Genomic DNA, 15,859 nt, shown 5'->3' with positions numbered 1-15,859 from the left:
AATATGGCTAAATACTAATCTAGTTAGCTATACCATCCCTAAATTATCAGGGATTAACTGCCAATTTATGTTTTAAATTTACTAATTTTATATGACAATTAATACTACATTTAGGATTGGCTACTTTTTTTTGTGCAATACAATTTTGCTTAGGTCTTAAGGCAATATTCTTCAAAAATTTTTCAGTTTCCTCCCGCATATATCGTACTCTAACCTTTGCTATACCACGTCTTTTAAAACCTAAAATTTCAGCAGATTTTTCTGAAACATCTATGATACGGTTTTTTTTAAAAGGTCCACGATCATTAACCATGAGAATCAAGGACTTATTATTACTTAAGTTAGTAACTTTAACCAAACTAGGCAACGGTAAACTACGATGAGCTGCACTTAACATATGTTTATTGTAGGTATCACCATTTGCTGTTTTCTTCCCATGGCAATTATCCTTGAAACCATACCAAGATGCCACACCTACTTGCTCATAATTAATATCTTCCTTAGGCTTATAAGTTTTGCCTTTGATAGTATATTTTTTGCCTATCTTATAATGTCCCTTATAATGAACATTTTTAGAATCTTCCCGCGATAATTTGCTATATAGGGTAGCCTTTGGTGAATTAGAACAAGAGCTAAGTCCCATACAATAAACTAGCAACAAAAGAATAGGTCTAAACTTCACTTTCATTTATATCATGTTTATTATCAATCTTTTCAGTTTCCTTTATTTTAACGTGACAGATAACTCTTTCTACACCATTGATTTGGGAAGCAATAGAAGTGACCATTTCTAATTCTTCTTCAGACCTTGCTAAACCAAATATATATACTATATTATTAACTGTAACAATGGTGTAATTTATCCACTTTATATCTCGCTTAACAAAAGTCTTAGCTTTAATCTGACTAGTAATCATAGCATCTTTAGTATATTGCACTAAGTCAAAATGATCACTTTTTTTATCTATTATCAGTTCATTAATAACTTCACGGACTCCTGTTATATCCCAGACAAGTTCTACAGCTTTTAATGCATCTTCTTTTTTGTCTATGCTCCCAGTCAGTAGTACCCTCCCCTGTTCTACCTCAACCTTAATCTTAGTATATAATTCTCTGAAATTATTTTTTATAAAAGAAGCTTTGATCTTTGTCGATATTTTTACGTCATCAATTGTTTCGGAAATTGATTGATCTTTTGCCGCTGCAATAGTAGAAGTACTTGCTACAGTAAAAATAGCTGGAAGACAACAACCTGTAAGCATGAAAGATAAGATTATAATAACAAAGTTAATTCTATACATAACCCTCCTCAAATATTACTAACATAAAGTCGGCAATATTAACCCTTTAAGATAAAGCCTTTTTAAATAGTTTATTATAGTAAATCTTATAGTAAACACAACTAATTTTTGCCCAAAAATTCTCAGGGTAATTTAAAAGTCACAATTAATGATATAAAATACTAGATTATAGAAACAAATAGCCATATCGCAAACAACGATAGTGGCGTGGTGATCCAAAAAACAGCTTGTTGTTTTATTTTTATCGTTGTAATTTTCTTGCCATGTCGTAGTGAAGCAGCTCCTCACTAATAGACGAATATGCACTTAAGAAAAGTAGGGTTTTCTATTGTTAGCTACGATTTCTAAATTGCTCTAAATTCTAATGAGTGTCTTTGCAAGAAGTACAACTCAAATGATTTGAAGAATTGAAATGTAAAACTTGATAATCGAGTAATAGGAAATTACTTTTTCGAGAGGTTTACAAGCATACAATTAATTGAACAAATAATAACAAGATTATTCTATGTTTAGATACGTACATTACCTCAACAAAATATAAACTGTTTAGTAACTAAAAGTCATCTTCCTCATCCCTCTCTCTACCTACTTCAATATAAGAGCGAATGAAATCTACATTCTGCTGCATATCGTAGAGCTGTTTGGTTAATGCCCTTAAACTACTCTCCACCCTCTTATTAGTATGAAATGTTTCATGAGTAAAAATTACTATTCTTCCTGATAATGCCAATAATTTGCCTTTTATCTCTTGTAACAATTTAGTACATGTATATGAGTCATTACTACTACCATTGTTGTTATTATTGTGGCAAAGTTTAGTTGCTGTCATAATATTATCTCCTCTAATTGATAATTTCCATCAACACAACATTGTATGATGGAATGTTAATAATTTTGCTAAATATACACTTTAATAAAGTTTGTTGGAGCAATCAGAATGATTTCTCTGTTCTTGCTTGCAAAATCTCAGTATCAGCTTAGCTTAATGGATAAAACTCTGTAAAGCCTTACCATCAACCATTTCATCTGAAATAGACTGGTTAAAGCCTTTAAACTTTTAATATATTATTATATCTTACGCATACCCCCATGACAATTTAAAAATTGCAAAAAAGTACAAGACGCTATTAGCGAAACCACATAGTGGTTGTGGCAATCCACATTCATTGCTTCGTCGCTACTAAAGTAGCTCCTCGCAATGACGCTAGGCTGTTTTCGCTGTAACTTTTAAATGCCATGCGTAAGGCAAGTTATTATTCCAAAGTAAGCTTTGTTAAGTGTTTAAGAGACTGTCGGAGATAACTAATTAATTATATTTTGAACTATTTTTAGGCGAGAATAAAACAGGATTTTTGATAGGATATGTACCTATTTCAAGAAAATCCTGTTTATTAGTAGCCAAAAAGAGCCAAATATAGAATTACTTTAGCCCGGATATTGCATGATAGAAATGAACCAATTGTGCTAGCCCTTGTCTCATGAGGGCTACAGGCTAAAATATATAAAATTTTAAATATACAATTTGTATTTTTGTGCAATTCTTCCAAACTCCTTATATTACAAGGGGCTCAGAGATAAATATTGATACCTTCATGCAATATCCGGGTTAGTTATTTTAAGGCAGTCTCCTAGACCTCTTTTTAAATTCTACTTCTACTGATGATTTGTACGTGATACTGATCGCTCTGCTCCTCACATACATTAGACACTGCAGTTCGAAGCGAAGCGCCTACTTCAAATCCATCAACACAAACGAGTTTCGAAAGAAGTCTATTGGTTAATTTTAAGACATTACCAACATGCAAGATTAGAAACAGCTCATTAGTGAATTTTCTACCATATGCCACAACAGCTCTAAAGCTACTTAAGACTAGCTTTGTTTGTTCTAGACGAATAATGGCATCCTTTATTTGCAAGCTCACAAAATTGACTTTATCTTTGAAATAACTTCAATTTAACTGAAACTCACTGTTACCATTATGTCGATACAGAAAAACTAGTGCCGATAGAATAAAAACACCTGTAGTATCAGGCTTTTTGCACGAATGTAATAATCGATGTTGCCCGTTACTTGGTACTATATTACCAGTTAATTGAGAAATATTAACAATTACCTTCCTTGTACTGTTGCAGCCACAACGGTTTTGTGTTATAAACATAGTTATAACTCACTTAATATGGCATCCCTAAAGCTAACTTTTAGGTTGCTTAATTGATCTAGCAGATATTAGTATTTATCCTTTTCCGAAAGGATAAATACTATATCTGCTTCCTTGTTAATTATATTATTACGGTAGTGTATAATCCATACAAATCCATTTCAAATGATTACTTCATTAAGTTTGTATATTAAAACACAATTACCGAGTCTGTCAACTCATATTTATAAAGAACTATATATTTTATAATGTCATATTTAATAATAAAACAAAATATTAGCAGATTACTCAAAGAAAAAGACTGGAAAGTTGCGAATCTAGAAAAAAAATTGGGTGATACAAGATCTGTAACCAATATATTAAGAGGAAGTTCAAAAAATCCTACAATTGAAGTGCTACAATCTATAGCAAAAGCCTTTGATGTAGAAATTCAAGAGCTACTATTAGAACACAATAGCGATGATTCTGTGCTTAATATACTATTACTTCATGATACATGTAATAAAATTATAAAAGAACTTGAATTAATAGAACACCCTATCAAAGTAAAATATAGTAATATTTTTTCTCTTATCAAAAAAATGTACGAATATTCAGTGCAGTTAGGGCTTGAACAAGCAGATGAAAATTATATTAAATTCACTATACAAAAAATGTATAAAACTCCACCTAACTAAAATTAGAAATATTAGACTTCCTGCATAAGTCAAAAAAATCCTCAAAGATTTTAGGACAAACGCTATTCGGGTTAGCTATAGAAGCTATAAAAATCAACTTATTTAAAATTTCAGTAGCCATTTTTATTAGTATAGTTATAGTAGGCTGAGTATATATATTAACAAAGCAATGAATAGCTTAATGGAAAATTATGATATAGCAATTATTGGGGGTGGACCTGGTGGTTACGTCGCTGCAATTAGGGCAGCACAACTAAATAAAAAAGTTGTGTTGATTGAGAAAGAGCATCTAGGAGGGGTTTGTTTAAATTGGGGATGCATACCAACGAAAGCACTGCTTAAATCAGCTGAATTATTTCAGGAAATTAGGCATGCTCAGGATTATGGCATTATAGTCAGTGAACCAAGCTTTGATTTAAAAAAAATAGTACAACGTTCTAGAGATATATCTGCCCAGTTAACATCTGGCATTAAGTCCTTACTAAAGAAGAATAAGGTTACTAGTATTGATGGTACTGCTGTACTTGGAACCGGCAAAGTGATAAATATCGATAGTAACGGTCAAAAAATTTCGATTAAAGCAAAAGATATCATAATTGCCACGGGAGCAAGGTCTAGAATCTTAGATGGATTTAAACCAGATGGTAAGCAAATTATTACCTCTAAGGAAGCGATGATTTTGGATAAATTACCAAAATCTATGATTATAGTTGGCTCAGGAGCGATTGGTATAGAATTTGCCTCATTTTATAACTCCTTAGGAACAAACGTCACCATACTTGAAGTACAAAATAGGATTTTACAGGCTGAAGATGAAGAAATTTCTTTAATGGCACGAAAAACTTTTGAAAAAAAGGGTATAAAAATTCATACTAATAGCAAATTGTTAAATCATAGCAAAACACAAGATCATGTCACGATTGAAGTTGAGATAGAAGGCAAGAACCACAAGATACAAGCTGAAACTTTACTTATGGCAGTTGGTATAGTTGGCAATACTGAAAACCTTAATCTAGAAAAAACTAATATCAAAATAGATAGAGGTCATATTGTGACCAATCAGTTTATGCAGACTGATGAACAAGGAATTTATGCAATAGGCGATGTCACATCAGCCCCATGGCTTGCACACAAAGCAAGTCATGAAGGTATTATTGCTGTAGAAACTATTTCCGGGCTTAAAGCTCATCCTATAGAGAAACGCAATATTCCAGGCTGCACTTATTCTTCACCACAGATTGCTAGCGTAGGACTCACCGAAGAACAAGCGAAAAAAGCTGGTTACCAAGTAAAAATTGGTAGATTCCCATCTATTGCTAATGGTAAAGCCCTGGTTGATGGTTGTACTGAAGGGATGATTAAAACAATTTTTGATGTAAAGACTGGTGAATTGCTAGGAGCCCATCTGATAGGTAAAGAGGTTACCGAACTAATTCAAGGTTATGTAATTGCTAAAACTATGGAAGGTACAGAGCTTGATTTAATCAATACTATTTTCCCTCATCCAACTTTATCTGAAATGATGAGTGAGTCAGTATTGCATGCTTATGGTAGAGCTATTCATATAGCTAACCAGATTTAGCCATAGTAAACTTTCGTCATTGCGAGACCACGGGGAGTGGTCGAAGCAATCCATTTCTAATCACTTTTTGGATTGCTTCGTAGCCACTAAAGTGGTTTCTTGCAATGACGTCTGTGAATTGGGTGTAATGCTAGCCTAAATATATTAAATAATTTTTTCTAAATATACTTAGTGGTAAGGATAGATTGTGTTATAAGTATAGCTAGGAGTTACTTTGCGGCAACGAAGCAATCCAAAAAAGTGACAAAAATATAGATATAAGGTAAAGGCAATGAGTAAGATGAATACTGAGGATTACGAAACTTTTCCACGAAAGCGGCGAATAAATATTGTTATGCGACATGGTGTGTCATTTGGTTCGGCACTGGCTATGGTTATTTCATTTAACGTCAACCACTCTGTGTTATGGGCAATCTTACATGGTTTGCTGTCTTGGCTTTACGTGGTTTATTATTGTTTGGTTTAGTTAGAATTTTTGGATATATGAGCAACAATAAATTAATACAAAATTATACTTCTGCATTATTTGATAATGCACTAGCTAATGCTTTGGAAGATAAGATATTTGAGCAGATTACGATTATTGATCAAATGATCAATGATAATCCACAAATCAAGTCTGCGATATTTTCTCCTATAGTAAAGGATGTTGATAAATGGAAAGTAATTGAATTAATTATCAGAAATTTTAATGTTGAGTCTATAGTTAAGCAGTTTTTGTTAATATTGCTAAAGCATTCACGTATGCCTATTTTATCAAGCATAGTGGTGTTATACCAACAATTACTTAATAAAAGCAAAAATATTAAGATGGTAACAATAACTTCTGCTAAAATTCTGCATAGTAAAGAAAAGCAATGGTTAACAAAATATTTAGAAGATGATTTTCAGCAAAAAGTTGCGATAAAATTTAATCAAAATCAGTCAGTTATTGGTGGAATTATTATACAATATGACAGTATGGTTAGGGATTACTCTATTGATGGAATGTTAGAAAAGGTAACAAAAACCTTAAAGGCTACAAAACGTCATTGCGAGAAACCACTTTAGTGGTGACGAAGCAATCCAATCTAGGAAAGTGGTTATTTGGATTGCCACTACACTTACGTGGTCTCGCAATGACGAACAAATAGTAATCGGGTTAGCTGTAGATAAGTTATAAAATAAATTTTACGAGGGAAATGTTTATGGGTTCTACCCAAAAATTAAAGGCTGTTGAACTTGCTGAAGTACTAAAAAAAGAAATTGCTAATATTGAACAATTTAGTGATTTACGGGAAGTAGGACAGGTTATAACCGTTGGAGATGGTATAGCTAAAGTATATGGCATTGATAATGTAGAAGCTGGTGAGGTAGTTGAATTTGCCTCAGGGGTGAAGGGCCTTGCTCTTAACCTTGAAACAGACTCTGTAAGTGTCATATTGATTGGCGATGATCGAGAAGTAAAACAAGGGGATTCGGTAAAAAGAACTGGCAAGATTATACAAGTACCAGTCGGTAAAGCATTGCTTGGTAGAGTCGTTGATGGTATGGCAAATCCTATTGATGGTAAAGGTGAGATTATAACCGATAGCTATAGAAATATAGAGGAAAATGCTCCGGGGATCATTGCTCGAAAAAGTGTTGCAGATCCGGTGCAAACGGGCATTAAAGTGATTGATTCCCTAATTCCTATTGGTAGAGGTCAGAGGGAGTTAATTATTGGTGACAGGCAAGTAGGAAAAACGGCTATTGCTATTGATACGATTATTAACCAAAGGCAAGCTCATCTCAACGGTGACGAGAAAAATAAGATTTATTGTATCTATGTTGCTATTGGTCAAAAAAGGTCGACTATCGCCCAAGTAGTAAAAAAATTAGAAGATTCAGGAGCCATGGAATATACGGTAGTTGTTGCAGCCACTGCCTCTGATCCCGTTGCTTTACAATATGTAGCACCTTATACTGGCTGTAGTATTGGTGAGTATTTCCGTGATAATGGTATGCATGCATTAGTCATTTACGATGATTTAAGTAAGCATGCTGTTGCTTATAGACAAATCTCACTATTACTTAGAAGACCACCGGGGCGTGAAGCTTACCCGGGAGATATATTTTATCTACATTCTAGGTTACTGGAACGAGCAGCAAATATGTCGGATAAAGATGGTGGGGGTTCTCTTACGGCTTTGCCAATTATTGAGACCCAGGCAGGTGATGTGTCTGCATATATCCCAACCAATGTTATATCGATTACTGATGGGCAAATCTTTTTAGAGAATGAACTATTTTATAAGGGCGTCAGACCGGCAGTGAACATTGGTATATCAGTAAGTAGGGTAGGATCAGCCGCTCAAGTAAAATCCATGAAACAAGTAGCAGGAAGTGTCAAACTTGAGCTAGCACAATTTAGGGAACTAGCATCTTTTGCTCAGTTTAGTTCAGATTTAGACAGTTCAACTAAACAACTTATCGCACATGGTACAAGATTAAGCGAGATATTGAAGCAGGATCAATATGCCCCCTTCTCTGTTGAAGAACAGGTAGTTAGTCTTTATGCTGGGGTAAAAAATTATCTCAATAATATTCCTGTTGAATTAGTAAAAGAATTTGAGCATAAATTGCTCCAAGAAATGAAACTTAAAGAAAACGATATTTTACTATCTATTAAAAATCAGGGACAAATCACTAAAGAAACCGAAGAAAAATTAAAATCTTTCTTAGAACAATTTGTGCAGAGTTTTCTTGCTGACAGTAAAGTTAGGTAGCTATGTCAGGTTTAAAACAATTAAGGTCTCGTATTAAGAGTGTTAAATCAACGCAAAAAATTACTAAGGCTATGCAAATAGTCTCGGCTACCAAATTTACTAAAGCTAAAAACCAAATTAAGGATTCAGAAGATTATATTGAGATTTTACGGAATACAATGTCTAATGTAGCCTCTAGGAATAATTTGCAGAATATGACTGAAGAAGAGAGAAAATTCTTTTCTGAAGAATTATATTCAAGTGAGGTGAATAGACCACATTTGCTGGTGGTAATTACCTCGGAACGCGGTTTGTGTGGTTCTTTTAATTTTTCAGTATCCAAACAGGTGAAATTTGATATTGCAAATTTGGAAAATGCTGGTAAACAAGTGAGGCTTATTATTATTGGCAAAAAGGGCTATGATCTGTTCAAATGGCAATATTCCCATTATATTGAAAATTATTTTGATTTTCCCAAATATCATAATAATAATTTGGCATTTCAGATTAAAGATAAAATAATGGAGATGGTAGATAGCTCTAAAATTAGCAGTTGTCAGATATATTTTAATAAATGTAAAAATGCTATGACCCAGATTGCAACCAAACAACAAATATTACCAATTGAAAAACAGCTATCTGCAAATGAGCAATATTTAAGCTATCAATACGAAGGTGAAGGGCTTATCTTGAATATGATTAATCTTTATGTAACGGCACAAATTAATTATGCTTTACTACAAAGTAGAGTTAGTGAAGAGGGGGCTAGAATGACAGCGATGGATAATGCAACAAAAAATGCCAATGAGCTTATTAATAAGTTAACATTAACACTTAATAGATCTAGGCAAGATTTAATTACTAGGGATTTGATTGAAATTATTGCAGGGGCAGAAGCTATATAAATTAATTAGGTTGGTGAATAGCTAGTCATTGCGAGCGAACATATGTGAGCGTGGCAATCTAAAAACAATAAAAATATGGATTGGATTGCTTCGTCGACCTACGGTCTTTCTCGCAATGACGAATCGCAGACATATACGTCATTGCGAGCGAACATATGTGAGCGTGGCAATCTAAAAAATAATAAAAATATGGATTGGATTGCTTCGTCGACCTACGGTCTTTCTCGCAATGACGAATCGCAGACATATACGTCATTGCGAGCGAACGTATGTGAGCGTGGCAATCTAAAAAAGACGAACTATAATACTTAGGATAGACAATATATATAAGGTAAAATATGACGGAAATTATTGCTAAGACTATCGGCAAGATTGTGCAGATTATCTCAGCTGTAGTCGATGTGCAGTTTAGTAGTGATGGTAAATTGCCAAAGATTCTCAATGCACTTGAGTGCTATAATAATGGAGAAAAGGTGGTATTAGAAGTATCACAGCATATAGGAGATGATATTGTTCGATGCATATCTATGAATCCAACAGAAGGATTGGTAAGAGGGCAAGAGGTGGTAGATACCGGAGATACCATTAAGGTACCTGTTGGGACGGAGACCCTTGGGCGTATAATGAACGTAATTGGTACGCCAATTGATGGAAGAGGTAAAATTAATTCGACTAAATACGATTCAATTTACCGGGTAGCCCCTGATTTTGTTGACCAATCAACTGAAAAAAATATTTTGGTTACAGGAATTAAGGTCATTGATCTGTTAGCTCCTTATTCAAAGGGAGGAAAAATTGGGTTATTTGGTGGTGCTGGGGTAGGAAAAACAGTATTAATTATGGAACTTATTAATAATATCGCCAAAGCTCATGGAGGATATACTGTTTTCGCTGGGGTTGGAGAAAGGACGAGAGAAGGTAATGATTTATATCACGAAATGATTGCTTCCAATGTAATTGATCTAAAGAATCCAAAAAAGTCTAAGGTAGCTCTGGTTTATGGACAAATGAACGAACCACCTGGGGCGAGAGCTAGAGTTGCTTTAACTGGGCTGACTATAGCCGAAAGTTTTAGGGATTTAGATGAAGGACATGATGTCTTGTTTTTTGTTGATAATATTTTTCGATTTACCCAAGCCGGTTCCGAAGTATCAGCTCTTTTAGGCAGAATACCTTCGGCAGTTGGCTATCAACCAACACTCGCAACTGACATGGGGGAGTTACAAGAGCGTATTACTTCAACAAAATTTGGATCAATTACCTCAGTACAGGCTATTTATGTGCCAGCAGATGATCTGACTGACCCCGCTCCAGCTGCTTCTTTTACTCATTTGGATGCAACAACTGTACTTAGTCGGCAAATTGCTGAGCTTGGTATTTATCCGGCAGTAGATCCGCTCGATAGCGGTTCACAATTGCTAAGTCCAGCGATTGTTGGAGAAAGGCACTACTCCGTTGCTCGTGAGGTACAAAAAGTTTTACAAACCTATAAGTCGTTACAAGACATAATTGCTATTTTAGGAATGGATGAGTTGTCGGAAGCAGATAAATTAACTGTTAGCAGGGCGAGGAAAATTCAACGATTTTTATCCCAACCTTTCCATGTTGCCGAAGTCTTTACAGGCATGGCTGGGAAACTTGTCAGTTTAGCTGATACTATTGAAGGATTTCATGATTTGGTTTCTGGCAAATATGATCATTTACCAGAAGCAGCTTTTTATATGATAGGTAGTATTGACGAAGCAGTAGAGAAAGCAGAAATACTTAAAGCCAAAGTAGCATAATTAGGTGGCATGAGTGGATAAAATAATTAGGGTTAAAATTGTAACACCGGCAAATATTGTATTTGACCAAGAATCTCATATGGTGATAATGCCCGGAGAGCTAGGAGAGTTTGGTATCTTGCCTGGTCATGAGTTATTGATTGCCACTCTAAAAGCTGGCTTGATAAAAATAACAGTAGGTAATTCTGTATTCAAGTATTTCGTCTATTCTGGGTTAGCTGAAGTTACTGGAACAAATGTAAATATAGTAACTGAATTTGCTGTTGATACTAGTAACTTGCAAGTTCATGAAATAGTTGAAAAGATAACATTGTTAAAAAAAGAAATAAATGGAGAAAATGACCATACAAAAAAGGATATTATTAAATTAGATATAGCTAGGTACGAGTCTTTGCTAACTTGTTTATAACTCGTCATTGCGAGGAGCTACTTTGGCAGCTACGAAGCAATTCAAAGAGTGAACAAATGGATTGCCACGACTACTACGTAGCTCGCAATGACATGGGCTTTTATAACTTGTCATTGCGAGACCACGTGAGTGGTCGTGGCAATCCATTTCTGATCACTCTTTGAATTGCTTCGTTAACCTATAGTTTTCCTCGCAATGATGCCAAGATACTAACCACACTATTCAGTTAATATAACTGTTTTTATTATAATAAGAAAAATATCAGGAGATAAATTATGTTTATAGAAAATGCTTATGCAGATGATGATACAATATCAATCAAAGAAACTGAAGAAGTAGTTCCAGCAGCCCCTGAATCATCTATGCAATCAGTATTAACTAGCATGGTGCCGATGGTATTAATTTTCATTGTATTTTACTTTTTTCTAATTAGACCACAAGAAAAGCGTCGTCGGAAGAAAGAAAGTGTGGTGAGTAGCGTAAAAAAAGGAGAAGAAGTAGTAACTAATAGCGGAATTTTTGGGATAGTCAGCAAGATTAACGATGCTGATAACACAATAGATCTTGAAATATCTGAAAATATACGAATCAAAGTTTTGAAATCTGCGATACTTGATATTACGAGTCGTCATAAAAAAGAAGTTGTGGCTGCTAACAAAAGTAAAAAAGACAAAGGAAAGTAACGGTGCAGAATATTGCTAAATGGAAAATATTCCTGTCTATTTTGTGTACGTTGGGGGCATTCATTTGTGCTTTACCTAATTTTGCAACTATAGATTCTAAAATATTGCCAAACTATAAGGTAAATCTTGGTCTTGATTTAAGAGGTGGGGCTCATCTATTACTAGATGTAGATTTTGATACCTATTTAAATGATTCAATGGAAAATTTGACCGACCATTTACGGAAATATTTACGGGAAGATAAAGTAGGCTATAGAAACCTCATTGCTAAAGATCACAAAGTACAGTTTGAATTGAGAAATATAGAAGATTACAAAACAGTAAAAAATATCTTAAGCAAAATCGACCGAGAAATTACTGTAGAAAACGACAATGCTAATATTAAGCTTAGTTATAGTGATTTTAAACTTGCCGAATTAAGACAGAAGGTAATTGCCCAATCAATTGAAATAATTAGAATGAGAGTGGATAGTACAGGTACCAAAGAACCTAACATCCAAAGGCAAGGTGATAAACATATATTACTCCAAGTACCAGGTGAGGAAAATCCACAACAACTGAAAAATATTCTTGGTAAAACGGCAAAACTAACCTTCCATTTAGTTGATGAAACTGCCAACATACAAGAAGCAGTAAATGGACGGTTACCTTCTGGCTCAATCTTGGTTAAAGGAGAAAATTCAGATAAAAAAGAATATTACGTAGTTGTTAAGAAAAAAATTATTGTTAGTGGTGAGCAACTGATAACTGCCCAAGCTTCTTTTAATCAAAATACCCAACCGGCTGTTGCTTTTTCCTTTAATAATCTTGGTAGCAAATTATTTGCAGAAATAACCAAAAATAATTCTGGCAAGAGGCTTGCTATCGTGCTTGATAACAAATTATTGAGTGCTCCAGTAATTAATGAACCAATTCTTGGAGGCAGTGGTATAATTTCAGGTAATTTTACTGTTGAATCAGCTAATGAATTAGCCTTATTACTTAGAGCCGGTTCGTTACCAGCTCCTTTAAAAATAATAGAGGAACGAACCATCGGACCAAATCTTGGAGCAGACTCGATAGAGGCTGGGAAGAAAGCCGGTTTGATTGGTTTTGCTAGTGTGGTGATATTCATGGTTTGGTCATACGGAATTCTTGGAATTTTTGCTAATATAGCATTAAGTCTAGCGTTACTCTATATTCTAGCTTTATTGTCACTTTTCCAAGCTACATTGACTTTACCAGGAATTGCTGGTATAATATTGACGATTGGCATGGCAGTTGATGCCAATGTACTCATTTATGAAAGAATAAGAGAAGAGCTTAAAAAAGGTGCATCTAACCTGTATGCTATAAGGACAGGGTTTGAATCAGCTTTTGCGACAATCCTTGATTCAAATGTTACAACTTTGATAGCAGCATTTTTACTTTTCATATTTGGTGTTGGTGCTATAAAAGGCTTTGCAGTAACACTAACTATTGGTATAATATCATCGATGTTTTCTGCGATTATTATTACTAAATTATTGATTGATCTTTGGATTAAGTACCAAAATCCAAAAAGTCTAGGATTATAATTAAACTAAGGGATTTACGATATGTCTAAACTATTTAACAGAATAGTACTGCCTGTTATAGCAACAGGTATGATTACTGGTGTTACATATGAAGGTTATAAACGTTCGTCGGAACCTTCTAAATTCGAAGTGGCTGCTAAGGGAGTTAGGTTTTACTGCCCCAGCTCAGCAAAGAGCTCTATTAAAGATTTTTCATCTAGCCGGATATTTAAAACCAGAAAAATTATGGCATGATCTAGTATGTTTTGACAGAACTGGGCATCCAGAAAAAATATTTGTTTCAATTTATAAAAATTTGATTAAATCTGGGGCTGATCAAACTAATCCTGACAAATTCGATGCTAAATTATTGCGTAAGAATTTATTTAAAGCTACTAATGAGCTAAACATACGATATGTTGAAGATTGGTTACTATATGTTGCACAGAATGCATTTAATCGTAAGGTTGGTCAGGAACGTAATGAACTAACCAGTGAAGATTGGATGACTAAATATGCATCCGAATATATTGAAGCGGCTAGACAATTAGGGCTTATTGATGAAATATCGCCTCAGCATCAGGAATATGCTGAAAGCTGGATTGCTGGAGCATCTAGAATTGGTTTATTGGCACGGATAATTTATTACAATAAAATAATAGAACAAATTAAAGTTAATGGACCAGTGTTAGTATTAGCCGGAGCAAGACCATTATGGGCTAATATTGATGGCATTAACCCTGATACATATGCTAAATTGCTAAAAATATGGCAAGATAAAGGAGATATCCATAAATTAGATGCTTCTTTATTAGTTGGAGAAGATTCAGCTCGCACAGAGGAAGGAAAAACATATCTTGAATCACTTGCTAAAAGTTATAATATTGCCTTAGATATAACAAATCCCTTCATTCAATATACAACAAAAGAAAAATGTCCCAAAGGTCTCTTCCCTGGAAGAATCTATCCTAATTATGCGAATACAGGCCAAAAGATACTTACAGAAAGCATGATGAGTGAGGATTTATTAAATAACTTCCTTAATAAGGATCAGAGAAGCTCTGCTAAAGTAATAAATACCGAAATGGGCAAGAATAACGAAAGACCTAATACTGCTACGACTGCTTATGACGCTGCAGTGATTCTTGTCAATAAGATTTTAAACGGGGAGCTTGGTGAAGAAAAAGATTTTGTTATTTTATTTGTCAGCAATAATCCTTATATTCAACGCCAAACAATTGCTACTCAAAGAGAAGTTAATAACATATTACAAGAATATGGATTAGATAAACAAGGTTATCATATTAAAATCGAAGGAGTAGGTTTTAGTTCCAAACAGGATGTCCCAACTATTCATTCTGAAATGGCGTGCTTGCTAGCAGAATTATGGAAAAGTCAAAATCTACTAGGTTCTAATGAAGCTGGGTATTCTATTGAACAATTATTGTTTCAAACTCGCAAATACCCCGAACTAATACCTCCAATGCCAGAAATCAAAAAAGAAGAGGATATAGGGATAATTGGAGGAATAGTGCAATGGGTTCAGGATATGTTTGATCAATTAGATTACTAAATAACGCCAAAGTTTGTCGGTACCTTTGCTAATGCCGATTCTAGGGGTAGTAATAAATTGAGGAGTTTTACCTACGTCAATAATACAAAAGGATTTGTTACTAGTCATATCTTGACCATTTTGGGTTTTATTAATTCCAAGGGTACGACATAATTTACCTGGTCCATCAAGTAAAACTTGTGAAGGTTTATATTGATGCACTCCTCTAATTAATACAGCAGCTGGAAACCCTAGTTTTTCTGTTACTATATTTAAACAATAATACATACCATAAATTAAATATATATAGGCATTACCAGCAGGACCATACATAAGCCTTGTACGAGGCGTTATCCCCTTGGCTGCATGACAAGCGGGATCATCTTCTCCAACATAAGCTTCTGTTTCAATAATTCGTGCTTCTATATTACCAAAACACAGAACCTTTCCAAGTAGTTCCTGTGATACAATAAGCGTATTTCTTTCATAAAATGTTTTTGGAAGTATTGTAGACATCTTAGCCTATTGTAAAAAGATATAAGAGAT

At 34.3% G+C, this 15,859-nt stretch carries 14 protein-coding genes and 1 pseudogene; 10 read left to right on the top strand and 5 right to left on the bottom strand.

Going from position 1 to position 15,859, the window contains the following annotated elements:
• Positions 1 to 46: 46 nt before the first annotated feature.
• The 4 genes and pseudogenes from AAGD39_RS00385 to AAGD39_RS00370 all read right to left on the bottom strand — a co-directional run.
• A pseudogene (locus AAGD39_RS00385) lies at positions 47 to 667 on the bottom strand (septal ring lytic transglycosylase RlpA family protein); the annotation flags it as partial.
• 4 nt (positions 668 to 671) lie between these two features.
• Positions 672 to 1,301 carry a BON domain-containing protein gene (locus AAGD39_RS00380; RefSeq protein ID WP_341756690.1) on the bottom strand — a complete coding sequence of 210 codons (630 nt, stop codon included), beginning with the start codon at positions 1,299 to 1,301 and terminating at the stop codon, positions 672 to 674.
• Positions 1,302 to 1,854: 553 nt separating this feature from the next.
• Positions 1,855 to 2,130 (bottom strand): hypothetical protein, encoded by a 276-nt coding sequence (locus tag AAGD39_RS00375; RefSeq protein ID WP_341756689.1) that lies wholly within the window; start codon positions 2,128 to 2,130, stop codon positions 1,855 to 1,857.
• Between the two features lie 811 nt (positions 2,131 to 2,941).
• Entirely contained in the window at positions 2,942 to 3,223 is a 282-nt protein-coding gene (locus AAGD39_RS00370) for a hypothetical protein (protein ID WP_341756688.1), read from the bottom strand.
• Positions 3,224 to 3,708: 485 nt separating this feature from the next.
• On the opposite strand from AAGD39_RS00370, the gene AAGD39_RS00365 reads away from it, so the two are divergent.
• The 10 genes from AAGD39_RS00365 (at position 3,709) to AAGD39_RS00320 (ending at position 15,334) form a co-directional block, all read left to right on the top strand.
• The gene (locus AAGD39_RS00365) at positions 3,709 to 4,137 is read left to right on the top strand and encodes a helix-turn-helix domain-containing protein (RefSeq protein ID WP_341756687.1); all 429 of its coding nucleotides are present in this window, start codon (positions 3,709 to 3,711) and stop codon (positions 4,135 to 4,137) included.
• A gap of 181 nt (positions 4,138 to 4,318) precedes the next feature.
• Positions 4,319 to 5,719, top strand: coding sequence for a dihydrolipoyl dehydrogenase (gene lpdA, locus AAGD39_RS00360; RefSeq protein ID WP_341757272.1), 1,401 nt, complete (start codon positions 4,319 to 4,321; stop codon positions 5,717 to 5,719).
• A gap of 405 nt (positions 5,720 to 6,124) precedes the next feature.
• Positions 6,125 to 6,769, top strand: coding sequence for an ATP synthase F1 subunit delta (atpH, locus tag AAGD39_RS00355; protein ID WP_341756686.1), 645 nt, complete (start codon positions 6,125 to 6,127; stop codon positions 6,767 to 6,769).
• 137 nt (positions 6,770 to 6,906) lie between these two features.
• Positions 6,907 to 8,466, top strand: coding sequence for a F0F1 ATP synthase subunit alpha (gene atpA / locus AAGD39_RS00350; protein ID WP_341757271.1), 1,560 nt, complete (start codon positions 6,907 to 6,909; stop codon positions 8,464 to 8,466).
• A gap of 2 nt (positions 8,467 to 8,468) precedes the next feature.
• Positions 8,469 to 9,350, top strand: coding sequence for an ATP synthase F1 subunit gamma (gene atpG / locus AAGD39_RS00345; protein WP_341756685.1), 882 nt, complete (start codon positions 8,469 to 8,471; stop codon positions 9,348 to 9,350).
• 350 nt (positions 9,351 to 9,700) lie between these two features.
• Complete coding sequence (gene atpD, locus AAGD39_RS00340; protein WP_341757270.1) at positions 9,701 to 11,134, top strand: F0F1 ATP synthase subunit beta; 1,434 nt, start codon at positions 9,701 to 9,703, stop codon at positions 11,132 to 11,134.
• A gap of 13 nt (positions 11,135 to 11,147) precedes the next feature.
• On the top strand, positions 11,148 to 11,543 hold the full coding sequence (gene atpC, locus AAGD39_RS00335) for an ATP synthase F1 subunit epsilon (RefSeq protein WP_341756684.1): 396 nt from the start codon (positions 11,148 to 11,150) through the stop codon (positions 11,541 to 11,543).
• 275 nt (positions 11,544 to 11,818) lie between these two features.
• Positions 11,819 to 12,226: a preprotein translocase subunit YajC gene (gene yajC, locus AAGD39_RS00330; protein ID WP_341756683.1), complete on the top strand. Its 408-nt coding sequence runs from the start codon at positions 11,819 to 11,821 to the stop codon at positions 12,224 to 12,226.
• 2 nt (positions 12,227 to 12,228) lie between these two features.
• The gene (gene secD / locus AAGD39_RS00325; protein ID WP_341756682.1) at positions 12,229 to 13,782 is read left to right on the top strand and encodes a protein translocase subunit SecD; all 1,554 of its coding nucleotides are present in this window, start codon (positions 12,229 to 12,231) and stop codon (positions 13,780 to 13,782) included.
• Positions 13,783 to 13,870: 88 nt separating this feature from the next.
• The gene (locus tag AAGD39_RS00320) at positions 13,871 to 15,334 is read left to right on the top strand and encodes a hypothetical protein (protein WP_341756681.1); all 1,464 of its coding nucleotides are present in this window, start codon (positions 13,871 to 13,873) and stop codon (positions 15,332 to 15,334) included.
• Here AAGD39_RS00320 and AAGD39_RS00315 read toward each other — a convergent pair.
• Positions 15,323 to 15,829 (bottom strand): DNA-3-methyladenine glycosylase, encoded by a 507-nt coding sequence (locus tag AAGD39_RS00315; protein WP_341756680.1) that lies wholly within the window; start codon positions 15,827 to 15,829, stop codon positions 15,323 to 15,325. The two genes, AAGD39_RS00320 and AAGD39_RS00315, sit on opposite strands and share 12 nt — an antisense overlap.
• Positions 15,830 to 15,859: the final 30 nt, after the last annotated feature.

The sequence above is a fragment of the Candidatus Tisiphia endosymbiont of Nemotelus nigrinus genome, assembly GCF_964026475.1.
In the GTDB taxonomy this organism is placed as follows: Bacteria; Pseudomonadota; Alphaproteobacteria; order Rickettsiales; family Rickettsiaceae; genus Tisiphia.
The sequence above is the reverse complement of the archived record's forward strand: the minus strand, read 5'-3'. Positions and strand labels throughout refer to the sequence as shown.

What these genes read in the sequence shown, in the direction of transcription:
- AAGD39_RS00320 (WP_341756681.1), top strand. Translation starts at nt 13,871, where the DNA reads ATGAAGGTTATAAACGTTCGTCGGAACCTTCTAAATTCGAAGTGGCTG.
- atpA (WP_341757271.1), top strand. Translation starts at nt 6,907, where the DNA reads ATGGGTTCTACCCAAAAATTAAAGGCTGTTGAACTTGCTGAAGTACTA.
- AAGD39_RS00365 (WP_341756687.1), top strand. Translation starts at nt 3,709, where the DNA reads ATGTCATATTTAATAATAAAACAAAATATTAGCAGATTACTCAAAGAA.
- yajC (WP_341756683.1), top strand. Translation starts at nt 11,819, where the DNA reads ATGTTTATAGAAAATGCTTATGCAGATGATGATACAATATCAATCAAA.
- AAGD39_RS00380 (WP_341756690.1), bottom strand. Translation starts at nt 1,301, where the DNA reads ATGTATAGAATTAACTTTGTTATTATAATCTTATCTTTCATGCTTACA.
- atpH (WP_341756686.1), top strand. Translation starts at nt 6,125, where the DNA reads ATGGGCAATCTTACATGGTTTGCTGTCTTGGCTTTACGTGGTTTATTA.
- atpG (WP_341756685.1), top strand. Translation starts at nt 8,469, where the DNA reads ATGTCAGGTTTAAAACAATTAAGGTCTCGTATTAAGAGTGTTAAATCA.
- AAGD39_RS00375 (WP_341756689.1), bottom strand. Translation starts at nt 2,130, where the DNA reads ATGACAGCAACTAAACTTTGCCACAATAATAACAACAATGGTAGTAGT.
- AAGD39_RS00315 (WP_341756680.1), bottom strand. Translation starts at nt 15,829, where the DNA reads ATGTCTACAATACTTCCAAAAACATTTTATGAAAGAAATACGCTTATT.
- lpdA (WP_341757272.1), top strand. Translation starts at nt 4,319, where the DNA reads ATGGAAAATTATGATATAGCAATTATTGGGGGTGGACCTGGTGGTTAC.